This is a genomic window from Plantactinospora sp. BC1 (assembly GCF_003030345.1).
In the GTDB taxonomy this organism is placed as follows: Bacteria; Actinomycetota; Actinomycetes; order Mycobacteriales; family Micromonosporaceae; genus Plantactinospora.
Genome location: NZ_CP028158.1, coordinates 4072610 through 4093801 on the forward strand (window position 1 = coordinate 4072610; position 21192 = coordinate 4093801).

General features: G+C 72.6%; 17 protein-coding genes. 4 read left to right on the forward strand and 13 right to left on the reverse strand.

What is annotated here, in order from left to right; translation table 11 throughout:
• Positions 1-1136: 1136 nt before the first annotated feature.
• Positions 1137-2042 (forward strand): hypothetical protein, encoded by a 906-nt coding sequence (locus C6361_RS17695; RefSeq protein WP_234359543.1) that lies wholly within the window; start codon positions 1137-1139, stop codon positions 2040-2042.
• A gap of 31 nt (positions 2043-2073) precedes the next feature.
• Here C6361_RS17695 and C6361_RS17700 read toward each other — a convergent pair whose 3' ends face one another.
• Positions 2074-3105 (reverse strand): D-alanine--D-alanine ligase, encoded by a 1032-nt coding sequence (locus C6361_RS17700; protein ID WP_107271014.1) that lies wholly within the window; start codon positions 3103-3105, stop codon positions 2074-2076.
• A gap of 8 nt (positions 3106-3113) precedes the next feature.
• Entirely contained in the window at positions 3114-4427 is a 1314-nt protein-coding gene (locus C6361_RS17705) for a PLP-dependent aminotransferase family protein (RefSeq protein ID WP_107268390.1), read from the reverse strand.
• A 518-nt stretch (positions 4428-4945) separates the two neighbouring features.
• On the opposite strand from C6361_RS17705, the gene C6361_RS17710 reads away from it, so the two are divergent.
• Positions 4946-5605, forward strand: a complete 660-nt coding sequence (locus C6361_RS17710; protein ID WP_107262490.1) for a GNAT family N-acetyltransferase — start codon at positions 4946-4948, stop codon at positions 5603-5605.
• Positions 5606-5630: 25 nt separating this feature from the next.
• Here C6361_RS17710 and C6361_RS17715 read toward each other — a convergent pair whose 3' ends face one another.
• The 7 genes from C6361_RS17715 to murJ form a co-directional block, all read right to left on the reverse strand.
• On the reverse strand, positions 5631-6800 hold the full coding sequence (locus C6361_RS17715; RefSeq protein ID WP_107268391.1) for an N-acetylmuramoyl-L-alanine amidase: 1170 nt from the start codon (positions 6798-6800) through the stop codon (positions 5631-5633).
• A 438-nt stretch (positions 6801-7238) separates the two neighbouring features.
• Positions 7239-7562 carry a thioredoxin gene (gene trxA, locus C6361_RS17720; RefSeq protein ID WP_107262492.1) on the reverse strand — a complete coding sequence of 108 codons (324 nt, stop codon included), beginning with the start codon at positions 7560-7562 and terminating at the stop codon, positions 7239-7241.
• Between the two features lie 36 nt (positions 7563-7598).
• On the reverse strand, positions 7599-8555 hold the full coding sequence (trxB, locus tag C6361_RS17725; protein WP_107262493.1) for a thioredoxin-disulfide reductase: 957 nt from the start codon (positions 8553-8555) through the stop codon (positions 7599-7601).
• 183 nt (positions 8556-8738) lie between these two features.
• Positions 8739-10058: a hypothetical protein gene (locus C6361_RS17730; RefSeq protein WP_107268392.1), complete on the reverse strand. Its 1320-nt coding sequence runs from the start codon at positions 10056-10058 to the stop codon at positions 8739-8741.
• Positions 10055-10897: an RNA polymerase sigma factor SigM gene (gene sigM / locus C6361_RS17735; RefSeq protein ID WP_107271015.1), complete on the reverse strand. Its 843-nt coding sequence runs from the start codon at positions 10895-10897 to the stop codon at positions 10055-10057. The genes C6361_RS17730 and sigM overlap by 4 nt, the downstream gene beginning before the upstream one ends.
• 316 nt (positions 10898-11213) lie before the next feature.
• Entirely contained in the window at positions 11214-12839 is a 1626-nt protein-coding gene (locus tag C6361_RS17740) for a protein kinase family protein (protein WP_107268393.1), read from the reverse strand.
• A gap of 536 nt (positions 12840-13375) precedes the next feature.
• Positions 13376-15094 carry a murein biosynthesis integral membrane protein MurJ gene (murJ, locus tag C6361_RS17745; protein ID WP_107268394.1) on the reverse strand — a complete coding sequence of 573 codons (1719 nt, stop codon included), beginning with the start codon at positions 15092-15094 and terminating at the stop codon, positions 13376-13378.
• A 152-nt stretch (positions 15095-15246) separates the two neighbouring features.
• Here murJ and C6361_RS17750 point away from each other — a divergent pair, with 152 nt between their 5' ends.
• Positions 15247-16725 (forward strand): CCA tRNA nucleotidyltransferase, encoded by a 1479-nt coding sequence (locus tag C6361_RS17750; RefSeq protein WP_107268395.1) that lies wholly within the window; start codon positions 15247-15249, stop codon positions 16723-16725.
• Between the two features lie 15 nt (positions 16726-16740).
• On the opposite strand, the gene C6361_RS17755 is transcribed toward C6361_RS17750, so the two are convergent.
• Both C6361_RS17755 and C6361_RS17760 read right to left on the reverse strand, forming a co-directional pair.
• Complete coding sequence (locus tag C6361_RS17755; RefSeq protein ID WP_107268396.1) at positions 16741-17472, reverse strand: NIPSNAP family protein; 732 nt, start codon at positions 17470-17472, stop codon at positions 16741-16743.
• Positions 17469-17906, reverse strand: a complete 438-nt coding sequence (locus C6361_RS17760) for an Rrf2 family transcriptional regulator (protein WP_107268397.1) — start codon at positions 17904-17906, stop codon at positions 17469-17471. The genes C6361_RS17755 and C6361_RS17760 overlap by 4 nt, the downstream gene beginning before the upstream one ends.
• A gap of 138 nt (positions 17907-18044) precedes the next feature.
• Between C6361_RS17760 and C6361_RS17765 the strand changes: the two genes are divergently transcribed.
• Positions 18045-18683, forward strand: coding sequence for a hypothetical protein (locus C6361_RS17765; protein ID WP_159079369.1), 639 nt, complete (start codon positions 18045-18047; stop codon positions 18681-18683).
• 103 nt (positions 18684-18786) lie between these two features.
• Here C6361_RS17765 and C6361_RS17770 read toward each other — a convergent pair whose 3' ends face one another.
• Both C6361_RS17770 and C6361_RS17775 read right to left on the reverse strand, forming a co-directional pair.
• The gene (locus tag C6361_RS17770; protein WP_107271016.1) at positions 18787-20316 is read right to left on the reverse strand and encodes a flotillin family protein; all 1530 of its coding nucleotides are present in this window, start codon (positions 20314-20316) and stop codon (positions 18787-18789) included.
• A 132-nt stretch (positions 20317-20448) separates the two neighbouring features.
• Complete coding sequence (locus C6361_RS17775) at positions 20449-20961, reverse strand: hypothetical protein (RefSeq protein ID WP_107262501.1); 513 nt, start codon at positions 20959-20961, stop codon at positions 20449-20451.
• Positions 20962-21192: the final 231 nt, after the last annotated feature.

Consider the following 21192-nt stretch of genomic DNA (forward strand, 5'->3'; position numbering starts at 1 on the left):
CCACGCGCTGCCGCCTCGCGCTTGGCGCCGCCTCGCCTGCCGTTGACCGGCGTGCCACCTTCTCTTCCATTCGAGCCGTCGGGTCTCGGCACCGTTCGCTGCGGGCCGACCGCCCGCAGACGCGATTTGCTGCGGGGCGGCCGCATCCCGCCCACGCATCCCGCCCACTGCCGTTTGCGCCAGCCGGCCGAGATCTCACCCGCCGACGGCCCGCCGCTCGACTCCCGCCGCTCGACTCCCATCGTTCGATTCCACGGGGTGCCGTGGAGCCAGCCACGATCTCTTCACTTGTCCAAGGGTGCCCGGGAGCAGCCGATGAACGGCACGATTCGCTAACCCGCCTTTCGACGTGCGGGTGTCCCGTCAACGAGCGCGGCTGACCAGTAGGAGCCGGGGTGGGACCTACCGGGACTTCCGGAGGTTGCTCGGTGACTCGGTCGATGTCGGCGTCGGCTGCCGGCCGCGCAGAGCGCTCGGCGTGAAAGCCTCTGACGCCCCCGGCAGCCCCGCCACGCGTCCGCAGGAACGGCTCAAGGGGTTGTCGCTCCAGCGGGGATCTCGGCGGTCTTGAGAGGCATCTGAGGCGCTGTCTGCCCGCAGGGCGGATCTGATCTTCCGGGGAGCCACCGACCCCGGCCGCCTAACCCAGAACGATTGGCCGAGGGGCGTCGGACTCCCGCCGCCGGGTAGTCCCCACACCGTGCGCCGCGTGGCCCAAGTTTCGGATACCGATTCGCGTCGGCCCCCGGGTTTGCCGCGTTGCCTGGGATGGCGAAAGTAATCCACAGGGGTTGTCCACAGGCACCCCCCGTTTCACGTGAAACAGCGCGTGGAACGCGGTATCAGCCTGTGGATGACGGCGGTGAAATCCGCACTTCGAAGCTTCCGGAAGGCTGAACGACAGCCCAGTCGAGCCGATCAGCGGTCGGGTACGAACTGACGCGGTAGCCGTTCGAGGGTCGGAAATGGGTGTTCGGCGTGAACCGGCGCGACGCCTCCGGACCGAGCAATCCGGGCCCACCCATCCGGCTGTCCGGAGGCGGCCGTCGTGGCTCCGAGGCCGGGCCGACATGTCGATGATCGGCAGCCAAAACAGGGTAGGGACAGCGGTCCGGAACTCGGTTAGGGTCAGCGTCGTGCCCCACACCCCTCCCGCGGTACCAGACTTCACCAGGTGGCCTTCGTTCCCCTTCGAAGGCGAGTTCCGGGTCAAGCAACTCGACGAGCCCGTCGCGGTCGAGCCGCCGCGCAAGGGCGAGGGCTCCGGCGAATGCCACTCCTGCAACGCTCCCGACGACGCCTACATCTGGGTCAGTGAACGCTGGCGGGTACGCGCCATGGACCGGCCCACCGGGCTGCCGATGGTGCTGATCCTGGAATCACGTTCGCATCTGGACCTGGGCGATCTGCCCAACCTGCTCGCTGCCGAACTCGGGGTGATGACGGTACGGCTGGAGCGGGCCGTACGGTCCCTGGACGGAGTCGCCCGGGTGCACGTCAACCGCTGGGGCGACGGCGCCGCACACCTGCACCTGTGGTTCCTCGCGCGGCCGTACGGGCGCCTCCAGTTGCGCGGTACCTTCCTCTCGCTGTGGGACGACATCCTGCCCCCGATCCCGGAATCGCAGTGGCGGGAGAATCTGGCGCTCGTGGCCGCCTGGCTCGCCGAGTTCGGCGGGCGTCCGCTGGCCGAGCCGCCCCGCATCCAGTGGCAGGCGCCGTCGAGCCTGGCTCAACAGGGTGCGGCGGAGTCGGCCGCCGCCGTGTCGTCGACGGGCGCCCCGACGACGCCGACCGAGCCGACCGCCTCCTCCCGGACTCCGGCTGCAACGACCGAGCCGAAACCGGAACCCGAGCAGGAACGGGAACCCCAGCAGGAACCGGAACGGAAGCCGGGAGGACAGGAGTCGGCAGGACAGGAGCCGGGAGGAGAGGAGCCGGCGGCAGGGCGGCAGGGAACGGAGGTGGCGGACTCGACGGACGCTTCCGATTCGCCCGCCCGCCGCGAATCCTACGGCGATCCGGCCACCCGGGCGTACTGACCGAGCGGGCCCGCCCCGGAGCCGGGGCGGGTCAGGGGCGGCCGGGGGTGCGGCGCTGGGCGGCGCGGGCGACCAGCGTGCGCAGCAGCTCGCCGAAGTCGAGCCCGGCGGCGCCCACGGCGAGTGGTAGCAGCGAGGTCTCGGTCATCCCGGGCGAGACGTTGACCTCCAGCACGTGCGGCCGGTCGTCCTCGTCGACGATCAGGTCCACCCGGGACAGGTCGCGGAGCCCGAGCGCGGCGTGGGCCGCGAGGGCGGTCTCCGCGACCCGGGCCGCCGCGGTGGCCGACAACCGGGCCGGGGCGTGCCAGGTGGTGAGCCCGGCGGTGTAGCGGGCGGCGTAGTCGTAGACGCCGTTGCGCGGGACGATCTCGACGGCGGGCAGCGCGCGCGGGCCGTCGCCCAGGTCGACCACCGAGACCGCCACGTCCATTCCGGGTACGAAGCGCTCCACGAGCGCCGTCGAGTCGTACGCGAAGCAGCCGACCATCGCCGCCGGAAGTGCGGCGGGGTCCCGGACCACGGCGGCGCCGAGACCCGAGCCGCCCTGGGCCGGCTTGATCATGAGTGGCAGTCCGAGCCGGTCGACGATCCGGTCCAGCACCGCCACCGCCCCGAGTTCGGAGAACCGGTCGTGCGGCAGCGCCACCCAGTCCGGGGTGGGGATGCCGTCCTCGCGGAGTACCGCCTTCGCCGACGGCTTGTCCCAGGCCAGTCGGGACGACCGGGCGTCACAGCCGACGTACGGCACGTCGCAGATGTCGAGTACGCCGCGCAGCGAGCCGTCCTCGCCGGTCGACCCGTGCAGGGCGATCACCACCGCGTCCGGGGGATCGTCCCGGAGCAGCGGCAGCAGCGAGACGTCGGCGTCCCGCAGCTCCGCCTCCACTCCCACCGAGCGGAGCGCGTCGAGTACCCGTCGACCGGACTTCAGCGACACGTCCCGCTCGTAGGAGAGTCCACCGGCGAGTACGAGTACCCGCAGCTCCGCCGTGGCCTCCTGTGGTACGAGGTCCGGCCATTCGGCGGCGAGCAGCGGATCGTCGGCGGAGTGGGTACCCATGCCGGAGATCATGCCAAGTCGGGACCTGGCACGTCCGCGCCGGCCTGCCCACGACGGCGGGACGGGGCAGCCACGGTGCCGAAGACCTCGCGCATGGCGGTCTCCTGCTCCATCACGCTCGCCAGCCGGCGCACGCCCTCGCGGATCCGCTCCGGCGGCGGGAAGGAGAAGTTGAGCCGCATGTGGCCCGCGCCGGTGCCGTCGGCGAAGAATCCGGTGCCGGGCACGTAGGCGACCCGGGCCGCGATCGCCCGCGGCATCATCGCCTTGGCGTCCAGGCCGTCCGGCAGCGTCGCCCAGACGAAGAGACCGCCGCCCGGCTCGGTCCAGCTGGTGCCGGCCGGCATGTAGTCGGCGAGCGCGTCGAGCAGGGCGTCCCGGCGCTCCCGGTAGACCTCACGGTAGATCTTGAGCTGCTGCCGCCACGGCATCGTCGACAGATAGGTGGTGACGGCGGCCTGGGCGAAGGCGCTGGGGCAGAGGATCTGCGCCTCGCTGGCGATCACCAGCTTGTCGCGTACGGCGTGCGGGGCCAGGATCCAGCCCACCCGCAGGCCCGGCGCGAAGGTCTTGGAGAAGGTGCTCAGGTAGAAGACGCCGTCCCGGCGGCGGGCCCGCAGCGGCAGCGGCGCCTCGCAGTCGAAGCCGAGCTGGCCGTACGGGTCGTCCTCGACCACCAGCAGGCCGGCCCGTTCGCAGATGTCGAGCACCCGCTCCCGGCGCTCCTCGGTCAGCGTGACGCCGGCCGGGTTCTGGAAGGTCGGGATCGTGTAGAGGAACTTCGCCCGGCGACCCGAGCGGGCGACCTCGGCGATGGCCAGCTCCAGCGCCTCCGGGATCAGGCCGTCGGCGTCCATCGGCACGTGCACCACCTGGGCCTGTGCGCTCTGGAAGACGCCGAGCGCGCCGACGTAGGTGGGCCCCTCGGCCAGCACCACGTCGCCGGGGTCGAGGAAGAGCCGGGCGATCAGGTCCAGCGCCTGCTGCCCGCCGACCGTCACCACCACGTCCTCCGGGGAGGCGCCACAGCCGACGTCGATGCCGGAGAGCGCCATCACCTCGCAGATCCGTTCCCGCAGCTCCAGGGTGCCCTGGCCGATGCCGTACTGGAGCGTCGTCGCGCCCTGGTCGGCGGCGAGCTTGTTCAGCATCTCGCCGACCGCGTCCAGCGGCAACGCGGCGATGTAGGGTGCGCCACCGGCCAACGAGACGACCTCCGGACGGCTGGCGACGGCGAAGAGAGCTCGGATCTCCGATGCCGTCATCCCGCGTACCCGCCGGGCATAGCGGTCCGTGTAGTCGTCCAGCGTCGTGCCGGTCATGCCGCCTCCTCGCTGTGCTCTTTCCGCGCCACGACGTCCGCGGCCGGGCGCCGGATGATGCCGGCGTCGCACCCGCTCATCCCGCCTCCCCGCGCGCTCGTCGTGCCTCCGTGATGGTGGCCGGGACGGTCACCGAACCGCATTCCCGGAAACAGGTCGCTTGATCCCGCCCGGGTGCCCTCGGCACCTCGAACGCCGCGCCCGCGATCCGTCCCGTCCGTTCGAACCCCCGCCTTCACGGGCGGGTCGGTGGGGCTGGCCGGCAACTCCGCCGGTCGGCGCTCGTCGCTCGATGGTAATCCGGATCACCCGGTATCGCCCTCCGCCCAGCGGCCCGTCCACATGTCGGACCGGTTGACCTGCCCGGTCGCCCACCGACCCGCCGCAACGGTCCGTAGTCGACCCGTCCTCTCCCGGGCCGCGAGGTTCCGGCGTACGATCGCTCGTTGGGGGTAGGGACCGGAGATGGCGATGTTTGCGGCCTTTATACCTCCGGGATGATTTGTGGGGATGCGCCGATGTCGCGACGTCTGGTCAGTCTGACCCTCGACACTCTCGAAGACCTGCCCCGGCCCTGCCGGCGGTGCGTCTACTGGGAGCTGGATCCGGTGGCCGCCGAACGTGCCCGCGAGGCGGGTGACCCCGGCCTGGAGAAGGAGGCCTGGGTCTCGCAGACGCTGCTCGAATGGGGCTCCTGCGGAAAGCTGGCATACGTCGACGGCATGCCGGCCGGGTTCGTGATGTACGCCCCGCCGGCCTACGTGCCCCGGTCGATGGCGTTTCCCACCTCCCCGGTCTCGGCCGACGCCGCACTGCTGACCACGGCACACATCGTCACCACCTTCGCCGGTGGCGGGCTGGGCCGGATGCTCGTCCAGGGGGTCGCGCGGGACCTGACGAAGCGGGGCATCAAGGCGATCGAGGCGTTCGGTGACGCGAAGTTCGGCGACGCGGGTGAGGGTGCCGGCGGCTGCGTCGCCCCGGCCGACTACTTCCTCTCGGTCGGCTTCAAGACGGTACGGCCGCATCCGCGCTTTCCCCGCCTCCGGCTGGAGTTGCGGACCGCGCTCTCCTGGAAGTCCGACGTCGAGTACGCGCTGGAGAAGCTGCTCGGCTCGATGAGCCCGGAAGGGCTGCTCCGGCCGGTACGCCCGGCCACCCGCTCGGCTGCCGGCTGACGGCGCACCCGGGGCTCCGGGCCGGTCAGTCCCGGGCGGCGGCGCCGGCCGCCACCATCGCGCGCAGCTCGCTGACGTCGATCGAGCCGGTCGGCACGTCCTCCTCGACCGGGAAGTACATCCGCTGCACGGCGGCGACGATGGCGTCCACGACCCGGTCCCGGAACCGGGGGTCGATCAGCCGCGCCCGGTCGGTGGGTGAGGTGAGATAGCCGACGTCGACGCGTACCGCCGGCATCCGGGTCAACCGGAGCAGCTCCCAGGTCTTCGCGTGGGTCTGGCAGTTGCGCAGCCCGGTCCGGGCCACGATCTCGCGCTGCACGAGCCCGGCCAGCCGCTCGCCGACGCTCGACGTCACCCCGTTCGAGGTGCCGTAGTGGTAGGTGGCGACCCCGTCCGCCTCCGGATTCGCGTGCCCGTCGATGTGCAGCGAGATCAGCAGGTCACCGCCGAGTTCGTTGGCCAGGTCGGCCCGGGTGAGGTCGGCCAGCGGTGCCGCCGGAGCCGGGCCCCGGGTGAGGTGCACCCGCATGCCGGCGGCGGCGAGCCGGCCCTCCAGCCGGGCGGCGAGGTCGAAGGCGAGGTCCGCCTCGGTCCACCGCATCGTGCCGTCCTGCACCACGAAGCCGGGATCGAAGGGGTCGTGACCGGGGTCGACGACGATGACCTTGCCGACCAGGTTCGGCCCGGACTGGCGGAACGCGTCGGACTCGCGCAGCAGGGTCGGACGGCCGCCGACCACCTTCCGGCCGAGCCGGCGCAGCGCGTTCATGGTCTGCGGGCCGCAGGCGCCGTCCGGAGGCAGCCCGACCTCGCGCTGGAACTGGGCGACCGCGCGGGCCGTCCGGGCGCCGTAGACGCCGTCGGCGCGGCCGACGTCGTAACCCATCTCCAGCAGGCGCTCCTGGAGGGTACGCACGTCCTCGCCGATCAGCGGGTCGGGAATCGCCTGGTAGAGGGTACGGGCGCCGAGGCGCCAACGGGCCGCGTCCAACGCCCGCCAGGTCTCCGGACCGACCTGACCGTCGACGCTCAGCCCCCGGTCCTGCTGGAAGGCGCGTACCGCGCGCTCGGTCTCCGCGTCGAACTCGTCGGCGCCGGGCGGCCCACCGGCGGGCAGCAGGCTCAACCCGACCAGGACGGCTCGGATCTCGATGACCGCGCGTCCCCGGTCACCACGTCGGATCGGACGCACGGACGACCTCCCTCTGCGTGTCTGCGGCTGTCTGCCCGGTTGTCGGGCGGTGCCGGATCGACCCTGCGACCGGTCCGGCGGTGGACGGTTCGTGGTTCCTCCGCCGGGCCCGGCGGACCGCTCGACGGGGGTCCGACCCGGTGGCGCCGACCCACCTTCGCGAGGAGGAACGCTTCCGGAGCGTACCGTGGCGCTCTGGCCCCCGCCCGTCGTTGACCGTACGGCATCCGGCCAACGCCGGCGCCTGGCTGCGGATATACCCGTTCGGTCGGTAGGCCAGACGCGGCTGGACGTACCGGTGGTGTCAGATCCGCCACGGGACGGCCGTCCGCGGTCCGGTCCTGTCGTCGCGGCCGGCTCCCGTCACGGGCCGGAGACGCCGACGCGCCCGCGTCCGGATCCCCCGGAGGCGGGCGCGTCGGCTGGCTGTGGCTCCCGCTACAGCGCGGTCTCGATGAGCTTGAGCAGATCGCTCTTGGGCCGGGCCCCGGCGATGGACTGGACCGGCTCGCCGCCCTTGAACATCGTCAGGGTCGGCACCGAGAGCACCCGGTAGGCACGAGCGGTCTCCGGGTTGTCGTCGATGTTGAGCTTGACGATCCGGACCTTGTCCCCCATCTCGCCGGCGATCTCCTCCAGCAGGGTGTCGACCTTGCGGCACGGTCCGCACCACTCGGCCCAGAAGTCCACCAGTACCGGCGTATCGGACTGCAGCACGTCACTGGCGAAGTTGGCGTCCGTGACGGCGCTTGTTGCTCCCACTAGTCCTCCTCGGGGGGTTGCTACGTGCGTTGGAATTCAGTCTTCTTCGAGCGTCGCGAGGAACCGCTCGGCGTCGAGGGCGGCGGCACAGCCGGTGCCGGCCGCGGTGATCGCCTGGCGGTAGGTGTGGTCGACCAGGTCACCGGCCGCGAACACGCCGGGGATGTTGGTCCGGGTGCTCGGCGCCTGGACCTTGACGTAGCCGTTCTCGTCCAGCTCCACCTGGCCCCGGAACAGTTCGCTGCGCGGGTCGTGGCCGATCGCCACGAAGACGCCGCTGACGTCGAGCGTCTTGGCCTCGCCGGTGTGCGTGTTGCGCAGGCGTACCCCGGAGACCTTGCCGTCGTCGCCGAGCACCTCCTCGACCACGCTGTTCCACTCGACCTGGATCTTGTCGTTCGCCAGCGCCCGGTCCGCCATGATCTTGCTGGCCCGGAACTCGTCCCGGCGGTGCACGATCGTCACCTTGCTGGCGAACTTGGTGAGGAAGGTCGCCTCCTCCATCGCCGAGTCCCCGCCACCGACCACCACGATCTCCTGGCCCCGGAAGAAGAAGCCGTCACAGGTGGCACAGGACGACACACCGTGCCCGAGGTACTCCTGCTCGCCCGGCACGCCCAGCGGCCGCCAGGCCGAACCGGTGCTCAGGATGACGGCCTTCGCCCGGTACGCCGTCTCGCCGACGTACGCGGTGCTGACCGCGCCGGAGCCCGGCACGCCGGTGTCGGCCAGCTCGACCCGGGTCACGTCGTCGGTGACGAACTCGGCCCCGAACCGCTCGGCCTGCTTGCGCATCGCGTCCATCAGCTCCGGACCCATGATGCCGTCCGCGAAGCCGGGGAAGTTCTCCACCTCGGTGGTGGTCATCAGCGCACCGCCGGACTGCACACCCTCGATGACCAGCGGTTTGAGATTGGCGCGCGCGGCGTAGACCGCCGCGGTGTAACCGGCCGGCCCAGAGCCGATGATGATCAGGTTGCGGACCTCGTCCACTGCCGTCTCCCGATGTGTGTCTCTGCGCCACCGACGCCATGCGCCGACGGCGGTCCGAGCGCCGGCCACGTACGGCACCGGCACCTGCAAGCCAGAACGTCATCGTACGAACCGGGGATTCCCGAGCCGGTCATCCGGTGGGTCATGTCACTGCGCCGACGAAACAGCCGATGAGGCGTTGTTTCACCCTACCCGGCTCTGATAGGTGACGTCGGCACCGGCGGCCGGTGAACCGCAGTTCGGGCCGGTCACCCAGGCCCAGCGGGCGCCCGACGGATCGGTGAAGACGACGACGAGCGCGGCCTTGCCCTGGAAGGTGGCGTAGTCCACCAGCTCGACCGCGACCGGGCCCTGGGCGTGCTCGGCCGCGATCGCGTCCAGGCAGGCGGCGAGTACGGACCGGTCGCCCAGTCGCTGTAGGGACTTGTCGGCCCCCGTCGGCAGGCAACACGGCGAGGCGGCGGTCGCCGGGTTCGGGCCGGTGCTCCGGACGCCCGGGTCGGCGTCGTCCTCGCGTACCGGGCCGGAGCTGCGGACCTGCGGCGAGGACCGCGGCGGCGCGGTGGTCGAGACGGCCTGCCTGGCCAGGTTGGAGACGGTGTCCGGCAGGGAGTCGGGGGTGTAGTCGGTGCCGGTGGAGAGCAGCCGCTCGGCGGAGGGTTCGACCACCGTCCGGGGCGGGCCGGAGCCGAGGATCTGCGGCACGCCGGCGTCCTCCTCGGAGTTCATCGCCGTACCGGCGGACTGGTCACCGGCGCTGTCCCCGCCATCCACCAGCCCGTTGAGGGCAAATCCGGCGAAGCCGGCGACCACGGTCGCGAGCAGGATGGGAGCGGCCATCCGCCGCGCCCAGCGCCGTCGCCGACCGGGTGTGCCGGGGCGCTGCGTGCCGCCGCCGGGCCGGGTCGGCTCCGCCGGCTGTTCTCGACGGGGGCGGCCGGCCGGACGCGTCGGCCCGCCGGGTGCGGACCCGCTCACCGGGCCGGTCCCGGAGTCGGGGGTGACGCCGGGCCGGCCACCGGCACCCGGTGCCGGAACCTCGCCCGGCTCCGGCGGCACTCCGGGAACGGGTACCGGCACTCCGGGAGCCTCCGCCGGCACTCCGGGAGCCTCGGCCGGCTGCGCCGGAGCCCGGTCCGACTCCGCCCCGGGAGCTTCGGCCGGCTCCGCCGGTGTCCCGGGAACCTCGGCGGGGCTCGTGCCGGTGGACGGTCTCGTGCCGGTGGACGGTGCGGTGCTGTCGGGCATGGCCGCGTCGGCCAGTGCCGTGATCAGCCGGTCGAGCACCGGGGACGGCATCGGGGTCGGTTCGGCGGCCCAGGCCGCGAGATCGAGGCGTACCGCGTCGAGCCCGGCGGTGAGCGCGGCGTACGCCTCGGCCCAGGCCGGGTCCCGGTCGACCAGCCGGGCGATCTCGGTCTCGTCCGGGGTGCCGTGCAGCGCGCCACCGACATAGTCGGCCAGCAGGTCGAGATCGACCTCCCGGAACTGGCCCCCGGTCACGATTCCTCCTGGTCCTGGTCGGTCCGGCCACCACGCCGGCCCGGTGCCACCTGCTTGTCCGTCCCCAGCCGGATCGATTCCGATCGGACGCCGCCGCCGGAGCCGAGGTTCCCGCTGGTGACCGACGGCACCCTCGGGCTCGGCGCCGGGTCGCGGCCGGTACCCGCCGGTCGGAGGTGGCCGAGCAGGAGGGCGAGCCGGGCCCGTCCCCGGGCGCACCGGCTCTTCACGGTGCCCTCGGCGACACCGAGGATCTCGGCCACCTCGGCGACCGAATAGCCCTGTAGGTCGACCAGCACCAGCGCGGCCCGCTGCTCGACCGGGAGTTCCGCGAGCGCCTGGCGTACGACGAGCCTGGTGTCGTGGTCGGTGGCCGGCGCGGCCGGCTCGACGCCGCCCTGCCAGCGGGCGGTGTCGAGCGGGCGGGTGCTGTCCGGCAGCGGCACGGTCGGGTGGGCCTGCCGACGGCGGATCCGGTCGAGGCAGGCGTTCACCACGATCCGGTGCAGCCAGGTGGTGACGGCGGCCTCGCCCCGGAACCGGGCCGCCGAGCGGTGCGCCGAGAGCAGGGCGTCCTGTAGGGCGTCCGCCGCCTCCTCCCGGTCGGAGACCGTACGCAGTGCCACCGCCCAGAGCCGGTCCCGGTGCCGGTGCAGGAGGGTCGCGAAGGCGTCCCGGTCGCCGTCGACATGCGCCCGGAGCAGTTCGGCGTCGCTGCGCTCCGGATCGCCGGGCGATCCGCCGCCGCCCGGGCCGGTGCCGTCAGCCGCGCCGGCCGCCTCCGCCGAGCCTGTGCCGTCGGCCGAAGCTGTGCCAGCAACCGGGCCTGTGCCGTCGATCGAGGCTGTGTCGTCGACCGGGCCTGTGCCGTCGATTGAGGCTGTGCTGTCGACCGGGCCTGTGCTGGCGGGTCGGGCGGTCGGGTCGAGCCGGACGGAACCGGGCGGCCGGGGCGCCGTACCGTCGGGCCGGCCCGGGGCCTGCGACCCGGGCGGCTCGACGTCGCCCAGGGCCGGGCGCGCCGGCCGGGCCGGGTCGGTCGACGCCCAGGGGTGGACGGGGGACGAGCCGGCGCGGCCGGCGGCGTCGGAGCCCAACCCGCCGGTCATGGCCGCACGATAGCCGAATCGCGCACGTGCGGGGACGACCGGTGGCTCACCGGCTCTGGACCGTGATCTCCTGAACCCCGATCTTCCACCGGGCGGCGCCCGGCTCGGTCTCCGGCAGGTCGGTGATCCACAGCATCAGGTACTGGTATTTCTGGCCCGCCACGAAGTTGCTGAACAGGACCCTGGTGCTGTCGGTCTTCTCGTACGCGTTGCCGATCCGGTTGCTGTACGCCTCGACGAGCGCCCGGTCGCCGCTGGCGTTCGCCGGGAAGTCCTTGCTGCCGGAGCGAAGCTCGGCGGAGACGCCGCTCTCCGAGAAGTCCACCTGGACGCTGGTGACCTCCCTGGGCTCGCCCAGGTTGATCAGGATGCCCATCCCGTCCTTCTTGTTGCCGAACTTCGAACCGTTGCGGTAGGTCTCGGTCTCCCAGCCCTCGTTGACGTCGCCGTCGACCGCCTTCTCCACGTCGTCCAGCTCGCTCCGGGTGCCGTCCGGGTCGATCACCCGGACCTGGTCGCCCTTGAGGTTGACCTTGCGCGGGGTGGCGGCCGGTGGCTCCGGGTCTCCGGCGACCGCCGGCTCGGTGCTGGTGCCCGCGCTCGGGGCCGGCCCGGCCTGGCCGTCGGACGGGTCCCGGTCGCCGACCAGCGCGTTGATGCCGAGCGAGAGCCCGACCAGCGCGATCACCAGCAGGGCGGCGATCCCGATCAGCATCCTGCGGTTGCTCGGCGTCGGCAGGTCGGGGCCGCCGTCGTCACCGGAGGTGAAGCGGAGCGGCCCGCTGTCGAGGTAGTGCTCCTCGGCGGCGGCGTCGAGCCGGCCCAGCTCGGCGGCGAGGACGTCCGAGGACGGCACCGCGAGCTGCGAGTCGAGCAGGTCCATGGTGAGGTCGTCGAGGTAGGCGGGTACGCCGGCCCGGACCTGCCGGGGGGCCGCGATGGTGCCGCTCGCGTCGCGTACCGCGTCGGGCAGCGGAGAGCGGGAGCGCCGGGTGGAGCCGGCGGTGAGGGACGCCTCGGCGTGCGGCCAGTGGCCGGTCAGCGCGTAGTAGAGGATGCCGCCGACCGCCCGTACGTCGGTCTCGGGGGTGTCCGCGCCGTCGGTACGCGCGTCGGCGAGCACGACCCGGCCGTCGTCGCCGACCATCACGGTGCCGGGGTGCAGGTTGCCGTGCACCATGCCGGTGGCGTGGATGGCGGAGATCGCCCCGGAGACGGCGTGCGCGATGCTGGTGGCCCGGGCCGGGTCGAGCACCCCCTCGGCGACGAGTTCCCGCAGGGAGTGTCCGTCCACCCACTCGCGGACGACGTACGCCCGGTCTTCCTCGTCGATCGCGTCGTAGACGCCGACCAGGTTGGGATGGATCACCCGGCTGGCCGCCACCGCGGCCTGGAGCATCTCCTTCGCGGAGTCGCCGCCGGGATAGCGCAGCACCACGGCGACCGGTCGGCGCAGCACCACGTCGACACCGCGCCAGACCTGCCGGCCCGCGCTGTCGTCGTTGATGTGTTCGGCAAGCTCGTACCGCTCGGCCAGGATCTCACCGACGGCGGGGGCACCGAAGGTCATCACGGACGGAGCTGCCTCGTCCGCCTCCTGACCTTCGCCGACCTGGGTCACCCGTCCTCCCTCGGTGATCGTGTCGATCGATGGACCCGTGCTGCTAGGCATCTGGCTTCCCGCTCCGCCTTCGAAGGAATCGGACGGCCACCGGCACTCCTAGCCTAGGCGCTCGCCGCACCCGTCGAGAGCGACCTTACCCGGGTCTGACTGATCCCCGACACGTCATCTTGCGGCCGTGCGCCGACCTGCTGGGCGGATGTGTCGGGAAGCGCGCTGGATCGTCCGCTGTCAGCCACCTTGATGGCCCGTGCATTTAGCAATCTATAGGTTAATTTCAACAGTTTGCTACGGGGTCGGTGTGCCGGCCCGCCGCCCCCGCCCGGCACCCTTGTCGTCCGGGACGTCGGCATGCACCCGGCACCTTCCCCTGTGCGCCGGAAGTATGCCGGACGCACGAGGTCGAGAGCATCCGGGTGGGGCGCGCAACGGCGGTCACGTCGATCACATCGCGGACAGTACGACCCGGTCGCACCGTGACAGTCGGTCAGCCGTCGTCCACAGGGTGTGCGCGGAGGTCCGAGCGGGACGCGCCGGGTTTTCCACAGGTACGTCCCCAGCCCGCACCCCGACCGGTCGCCGGTGGCTCACCGACCGAGCCGGCGCCGGACCATGCCGACCACCGTGGTTATCTCCCGGATCCGCAGCAGCAGGGCGAGTCCGAGGTACGTGGCGCCGATCGCCGCCCCGCCGATCGCCACCTCCAGGAAGCCCAGCCAGCGGTTCTCGATCGCCGAGCCGGGCAGCAGGACCACCACCAGCAGGCCGACCAGGGTGGCGCCGAGCGCGGCCACGACCACCCGGCCGAAGGTGTTGAGCATCGCGCCGAGCCCCATCCGGCCGATCCGGGGGCGCAGCAGCCAGGCGGAGATCACCGCCGCGGCGACGTACGAGACGGCGTTGCCGACCATCATCCCGGAGGCGAGTACCGAGGTGGAGAAGACGGCGAAGACGAGGATCTGCACCAGGATCCGGACCAGTACCACCGGGATGTTGATCAGCGCCGGCATGCGGGTGTCGGGCAGCGCCCAGAACGCGAAGGTGAAGACCTGACTGACCGCGAACGGGATCAGCGCCAGCGCGGCGACCAGCAGCACCGGCGAGATCGCCCCCGCGTCGCCCCGGGCCGCGCCGTAGTCGAAGAGGCTCACCGCGATCGGTTCGGCGAGTACGGCGTAGCAGACCGCGATCGGCGCGAGCACGGCGGTGACGGTCCGGACCGTACGGGACAGGTCGGTCGCCATGTCCTCGAACCGGCCGTCGGCGGCGGCGGCACTCATCCGGGGCATCAGCGCGGTGATGATCGAGACCGCGATGATGCCGTGCGCCATCATCAGCAGCAGGAAGACGTTGTTGTAGATGGCCGGTCCGGCCGACTCGCCCTCGACCTGGTTGAGCAGGTTGAAGAGCACGATCAGACCGATCGAGTTGACCGCCACGTAGCAGAACATCCAGCCGCCGAGCCGGCCCAGCTCGCGCAGGCCCAGCGCCCGGAAGTCGAACCGCCACCGCCAGCGGAAGCCGACCCTGCGCAGCGCCGGCAGCAGGCCGACGGCCTGGACGACTATCCCGAGCAGGGTGCCGCCGCCGAGCAGCAGGATCCGACCCGGGCTCATCTCGGCCGGGTCGATGAGTTCGGTGCCGTAGATGGCGATGTAGAGGGCGCAGGCGGCGATGATGACGAGGTTGTTGAGGATCGGTGTCCACATCGGCGCCGCGAAGTGCCCACGGGTGTTGAGGATCGCGGCGACCAGCGCGCTCAGCCCGGAGAAGAAGATGATCGGCAACAGCAGCCGGGAGAGCGTGGTGACCAGCGAGTGGTAGTCGCCGCCGCGGCCGCCCGCGTAGATCGCGGTCAGCAGCGGGGCGGCGGCGATCGCCAGCACCGCGGCCACGCCGAGGGCCAGCACCGCGAGGGTGAGCAGGCGTTGGGCGTACGCCTGGCCGCCGTCGGGGTCGACCCGGCGTCGGCGTACCAGCACCGGCACCAGCACGCTGGTCAGGATGCCGCCGAGCAGGAACTCGTAGACCATCTGCGGGATGATCAACGCGGTCGCGTACGCGTCGTTGACCGCGAAGGCGCCCAGCGCGGCCGTGACCATCAGGGTGCGCAGGAAGCCGGTACCCCGGCTCACCAGGCTGCCGATCGCCATGATCGCGCTGTTGCCGGCGGCGCTGCCGGCGGTCTCCGGCGGCGGCGTGGTGCTCTCCAGGGCCGGCTGCGCCGAGATCAGCGTGGCGCCGTCCTGGGGCGGCGGGACGCCGTCGGGCATGGCGTTCGCGCTGCGGTACAGCCCGCCAGCCATGTCAGCCTCCCAAAGGGGTACGGCGGGCAGGGCACCCGCCGGCACCTTGGAACCTTAGTCAACCCGGTCATCCGCCCGCCCGGCCCCGTCACCGGTCGGCCGGCGTGCCCGGCGCCGGTCGGTGCCGGACGGTTCAGTAGGCTGGCGATCCCATGTCCGAAACATCCGCCCCGAACAGCGCTCCCGCGACGCCGTCCGCCAGCCGGTCGGCCCTGAGTGCTGCCCAGCGCAACGCCGTCACGGAACTGCTCCGGGTCTCGCCGGTCGCCGACGAGTTGGGGCGCCGGTTCGCCCGCGCCGGTCACGAGCTGCACCTGGTCGGCGGTTCGGTCCGGGACGCCCTGCTCGGCCGGCTCGGCGAGGATCTCGACTTCGCCACCGACGCGCACCCGGACGAGACGCTGCGACTGCTGAAGGGCTGGGCCGAGGCGACCTGGGAGACCGGGCGCGAGTTCGGCACGATCGGCGCACAGCGGGACGGGCTGCGGCTGGAGATCACCACCTTCCGGGCGGAGTCCTATGACCAGGTGAGCCGGAACCCGGTCGTCCGGTACGGCGACAACCTCGCCGACGACCTGCGGCGGCGCGACTTCACCATCAACGCCATGGCGGTCAGCCTGCCGGGGCACGACTTCACCGACCCGTACGGCGGGCTCGACGACCTCGCCGAGAAGGTGATCCGGACCCCGGGCACCCCCGCCGAGTCGTTCGGCGACGATCCGCTGCGGATGCTCCGGGCCGCCCGGTTCGCCGCGCAACTGCGCTTCGCCGTGGCGCCGGAGGCCCGGGCGGCGATGCGGGCGATGGCGACCGACCTCGACCGGATCACCGCCGAGCGGATCCGGGACGAGTTCACCAAGCTGCTCTGCGGTGCCGACCCGATCACCGGGCTGCGGCTGCTGGTCGACACCGGCCTCGCCGACCGCTTCCTGCCGGAGCTGTCCGGGCTGAAGCTGGAGATCGACGAGCATGCACAGCACAAGGACGTCTACGAGCACACCCTGATTGTGGTCAGCAACGCCGTCCGGCTGGAGGAGGACGGTTGCGACTTCGTACTCCGGATGGCCGCGCTGATGCACGACGTCGGCAAGCCGGCCACCAAGGCGGTCGGGCCGGACGGCCGGGTCAGCTTCCACCACCACGAGGTGGTCGGCGCCCGGCTCACCAAGCAGCGGATGAAGGCGCTGCGCTATCCCAAGGACGTGATCGGCCAGGTGGTCGGGCTGGTCGGGCTGCACCTGCGGTTCTACGGGTACGGGCGGGGCGAGTGGACCGACTCGGCGGTGCGCCGGTACGTCACCGACGCCGGTGACCTGCTGCCCCGGCTGCACAAGCTGACCCGGTCGGACTGCACCACCCGCAACCGCCGCAAGGCCGCCGCGCTGGCGGCCGACTACGACGCGCTGGAGGAGCGGATCGCGCGCCTCCAGGCGGAGGAGGACCTCGCCCGGGTACGCCCCGACCTCGACGGCAACGCCATCATGGAGCTGCTCGGGGTGCCGCCGGGGCCGATCGTCGGTCGAGCCTGGCGGCACCTGAAGGAGCTGCGCCTGGAGCGGGGCCCGCTGGACCGGGACGAGGCCGAGGCGGAGTTGCGGCGCTGGGCCCGGGAACAGGGCGCCATCGACTGAACGCCGGCCGCGCGGTCAACGCAGCGCCGAGCGGGCCGTCGGAGCCAGCCGCAGCTGTCGCGGCGGCCCGGTGAGCGTGGCGGAGAGTTCGGGGAGCACCTCGTGCCGCCATCGGGTGGACCGGTCCAGCCACCGGAGGTGCTCGTCGAGTTGCGCGTCCCCGGCGAACCGGGTGAGCCAGCAGGCGACGTGTTCCCCGGTGCGCACCGGCAGGGCCGGGTAGGTGTTCTCGGCGTACTCGGTGGAGAGGCAGCCGAGCGGCGCGGCGCCGGCTTCGACGAGCAGCGGCCCGATCCGCCGGTGGTAGAGGGCGGTGAACGCCTGGTCGACGGGTTCGGCCCGGTGGCAGAGCGTCAGCAGGACCCGCGAGGCGGGCTGGTCGCGGTGGCCGACCGCCGGGCGTGCGGCCGGGGCCGGGAAGCCGGACCGTTCGTCGAGCGGGCGGAGCAGGAGTACGTCGTCCGAGTCGACCATCGTGGCGTTGGCCCGCTCCCGGTGCCGCTGCCAGACCGGGCCGCCGTAGAACCGGTGCAGTGCCTCGGCCCGGCGGGACATGTCCGGGAAGCCTCGGAGCCAGACGAAGCGATCCGGGTCGGCCAGGTCGTGGAACTGCCCGATCACCGCCATCCCGGCCGCCTCCTGCGGTTCGACGAACTCGCGGTCGAAGAGGTCGACAAGTGTGTCGCGGGCGCCGCTGTGCAGGGTGTACTGCCGCAGTTCGACGATCGGGTGGCGTACCTCGGTCATTCCTGTCCCGTCTCCAGTGTCTCGTGCAGCACGTCGGCGATCGACGTGGCCGCGAGTTCCCGGCGCAGCGCCCGGTCGACGTCGCCGTAGAACCGCCCGAGGGCCGGGCGGATGCCCCTGCCGACCGGACACTCCGGGTTGGGCTCGCTGCGGTGCAGGGCGAAGAGGGGCTCGCGCTCGACCGCGACGTAGACGTCGAGCAGGGTGATCTCCTGCGGCGGGCGGGCCAGGCTCCAGCCCGCCCCGACGCCGTGCCGCACGGTGACCAGGCCGGCCTGCCGAAGCTCGCCGAGGCTCCGCCGGATGATCACCGGATTGGTCCGCACGCTGGCGGCGACCTGGTCGGAGGTGAGCACCTGCCGGCCGCGCCGCTCGGAGAGCGCCATCCAGGTCAGCACGTGCACCGCGATCGTCAGTCGACTGTTCGCCGCCACCCGTCCGCACCGCCCTCCGCTGGCTGTAACAGACTCTGTTACAGCCAGCCGGTCTGTCAATGCCCGAACGGACGGCTCGCCCGCCGCGCCCGCTGGCGATAGCGTGCTATCCGGCGTACGACGGGCGGGGAGGTGACCGTGGCCCTCTCGGGTCGGCCGGGCGAACGCTCCTTCCTGGTGCCGATGGTGGCGCTGCTGTCGACGCTGGTGGCCCTCGTCGTGGCCATCGTGCTGGTGCTCGTGCTCCGCGACGACGGGTCGCGGGACCCGGTCGGCGCCGGCTCGACGGGCGCCGACCCCGCCACCGGCGGCACCCGGCCGGCGGGGAGTACGCCGAGCGGCGCAGCACTCCCCGACGGGGCCGGCTGCCTGACCGGCGTCTGGCGGGTGACCTCCCACGAGGAGCAGGTGGACGTGCCCGGGGTGGGCCGGCTGGCCTTCACCGGCGGCACCGGCTCGACGCTCTCGCTCGGCGCCGGGGGCACCGGGATCGCCGACTACGGCGACGGCACCTCCTTCGCTGGCAGTTACGCCGGCCAGGAGGTCGTACTCGAACTGCGCGGCCGGGTCGACTACCGCTACGCCGTGGTCGGGGACCGGATCGAGCTGCGGGACGTACGCTCCGCCGCTGAGGTACGACTGCGGGTCGGTGCCGGTACGCCGGGAGCCTGGCGGTCCTTCACCGCCTCCACCGCCCCGGCCAACTACACCTGCGTCGGCGACCGGCTGACCCAGAAGTCCCTCGCCTACACCACCCACTACACCCGCTCCCGATAGCGGGCGGGCCGGGGCAGCGGGGGGAGCCCGGAGCGGTAACGGCAGGCGGCCCGGCACCGGAGCGGCAACTCCGGGCCGGGCCGCGGGGTGGAACGTCCCCGGGTCAGCTCTTCGGCTCGACCGCCTTGCCGCCGTTGGTCAGCGTGCCGTCGACGACCTGGTCGGCGCCGCCCCGGGCCGCGCCGAGCCGGGCGAGCAGCCCGGCCAGGTCGACCCCGGTCAGGTCGGTGCCTAGCTGGAGCCCCTGGGCCACGTTGGCCGCCACCGACTTGGTCAGCGAGGAGGCGCCGTCGGTGGAGATCACCGTGATCTTGTCGATCGCGCCGACCGGGGCGCTCGCCGCCTCGACCACCTGCGGCAGTACCTTGACCAGCAGGTCGAGCACGGCCGCCTCGCCGTACGCCGAGAAGGCCTCGGCCTTGCGCGACATCGCCTCGGCCTCGGCCTGGCCCCGGGCGAGGATCGCCGCCGCCTCCGCCTGGCCCTCCCGCTCGACCGCGTCGGCGATGGCGGTACGCCGGCGCTGCTCGGCCTCACCCTCCTTGGCACCCTCGATCGCGTTCGCCTCGGCCAGCGCCGCCCGGCGGGCCCGCTCGCCCTCACCGGTCAGCCGGGCCTGCTCGGCGGCGGCCTGCGCGGCGGCGATGGTGGCCTGCCGCTCGGCGTCGGCGGCCAGCACCGCCGCGTTACGGGACGCCTCGGCCTCCTGCTCCACCTTGTACCGGGCGGCGTCGGCCGGCTTGCGGACCTCGGTGTCGAGCTGGCGCTGCTTCAGCTCGGCGTTGCGCTCGGCGACCTTCTGCTGTTCGGTGAGGATCGCCTGGTCCCGCTCGGCCTGGGCCAGCGGGCCGGCGGCGGCGGACTTGGCCTTGGCGGCGTCGATCTCGGCCTGGATGCCGGCCTGCTTCAGCGCCAGGTTCCGGTTCGCCTCGGCGATCTTCTCCTCGGCGAGCAGCCGCTCCGTCTCGGCGACCTGCCGGGCCCGGGCCTCGGCGATGGCCGCGTCCTTGAGCACCCGGGCCGCCTCCGGCCGGCCCAGGTCCTGGAGGTAGGAGCCCTCGGCCAGGATGTCCTGGAGCTGGAAGGTGTCCAGCACCAGACCCTGGTTGGTCATCGAGTGCTCGGCCTCCTCGGCGACCGCGCTGGCGAACGCCGCCCGGTCCCGGATGACCTCCTCCACGGTGAGGCGGCCGACGATCGAGCGGAGCGCGCCGGCCAGTACCTCGCGGGTGAAGCTCTCGATCTCGTCCTGCTGGTGCAGGAACCGCTGCGCCGCGGCGCGGATCGCGTCCTCGGTGCCGCCGACCTTGACGATCGCCACGCCGTGCAGCTCGGCCCGGATGCCCTGCTTGCTGACCGCGCCCTTGATGCTGACGTCGATCCGCCGGCTGGAGAGGTCGAGCGACTGGAGCTTCTGCACCACCGGCAGGACGAAGACCGAGGCGCCGAGTACGACCTTCTGCCCGGACATGTCGGTCGAGCGGCTCCCGTCGGCGCTCTGCGTCGTACGGCCCTTGCGGCCGGTGACGATGAATGCCTCGTTCGGCCCGGCGACCTTGATCCGGGAGAGCACGAACATGACGAGGATGAAGGCCAGGAGCACTGCTCCGCCGATGGCGATGAGGATCAGCATGACACCGTCCATTCCGGATTGGGGGTTGACGTGCGCGGTCGACTGTCGACGTTCGTGGGTGGCGGATGGGGTGTGTCCGGTGCGCCGTGCCGGGGTCCGAGCGGCGGCACGGGCCCGCGGAGCGGTCCGGGGTCAGTAGGTCTCGACCAGGACGCTGGTCTCGGTCAGCGCCTCGACGACGAAGATCTGCGCGCCGAGCGCGATCGGCCGCTCGGCCCTGGCGTTGAGTTTCACCGGCTGGCCGCCCACCCGGACCCGCACCTCGCCGTAGCCGGCGGTGGGGATCGGGGTGACCACCACCCCGAGGGAGCCGACCAGGTCGTTGCGGGTGGGGGTGGCGTCGGTCCGCATGTTCCGGGCCGCCCGGGAGATCCGGGCCGCGAGCCAACCGGCCGGCACCGCCGCCAGCGCGCCCAGGCCGCCCGCGGCGACGACCTGGCCGAGGGTACGACCGCCGAGCAGTTCGTTGGCGATGGCTCCGCCGAAGCCGAGTACGCCGGCGAACGCGGCCATCGCCTCCAGGCTGACCGGACCGTCGATGTCGGGGTTGCCGATGTGCGCCAACTCCGTACCGAGCAGGGCGAGCACCAGCACCGCGACTCCGGCGCCGCCGATGATGAGGAAGATCAGGGTCCCCGCTGCCACGACTGCAAGGTAACCGGTCCAGGCAACCTGGGAATCCGCTGAGCGTGGGCCGGGATGCCGCGCGTCCACAGTCGACGGAGCCGGACGGCCAGCCGGAGCGTGCGCGGCAAGCCCTGCGCGGGGCGGTTCGGACGCCGGCCGGTGGGCAGCGGATCGGGGCCTGGTTCACCGCACCCACCCCGGCCGGACGTCCGTGCGACATTAGCCGTTCGCCATCCGGAATGGGGGTGA

Excerpts from the sequence above, each read along its gene's own strand:
- C6361_RS17740 (WP_107268393.1), bottom strand. The coding sequence starts at position 12,839 with ATGCCTAGCAGCACGGGTCCATCGATCGACACGATCACCGAGGGAGGA.
- C6361_RS17700 (WP_107271014.1), bottom strand. The coding sequence starts at position 3,105 with ATGGGTACCCACTCCGCCGACGATCCGCTGCTCGCCGCCGAATGGCCG.
- C6361_RS17770 (WP_107271016.1), bottom strand. The coding sequence starts at position 20,316 with ATGCTGATCCTCATCGCCATCGGCGGAGCAGTGCTCCTGGCCTTCATC.
- C6361_RS17755 (WP_107268396.1), bottom strand. The coding sequence starts at position 17,472 with ATGACCGAGGTACGCCACCCGATCGTCGAACTGCGGCAGTACACCCTG.
- C6361_RS17705 (WP_107268390.1), bottom strand. The coding sequence starts at position 4,427 with ATGACCGGCACGACGCTGGACGACTACACGGACCGCTATGCCCGGCGG.
- C6361_RS17710 (WP_107262490.1), top strand. The coding sequence starts at position 4,946 with ATGTCGCGACGTCTGGTCAGTCTGACCCTCGACACTCTCGAAGACCTG.
- murJ (WP_107268394.1), bottom strand. The coding sequence starts at position 15,094 with ATGGCTGGCGGGCTGTACCGCAGCGCGAACGCCATGCCCGACGGCGTC.
- C6361_RS17750 (WP_107268395.1), top strand. The coding sequence starts at position 15,247 with ATGTCCGAAACATCCGCCCCGAACAGCGCTCCCGCGACGCCGTCCGCC.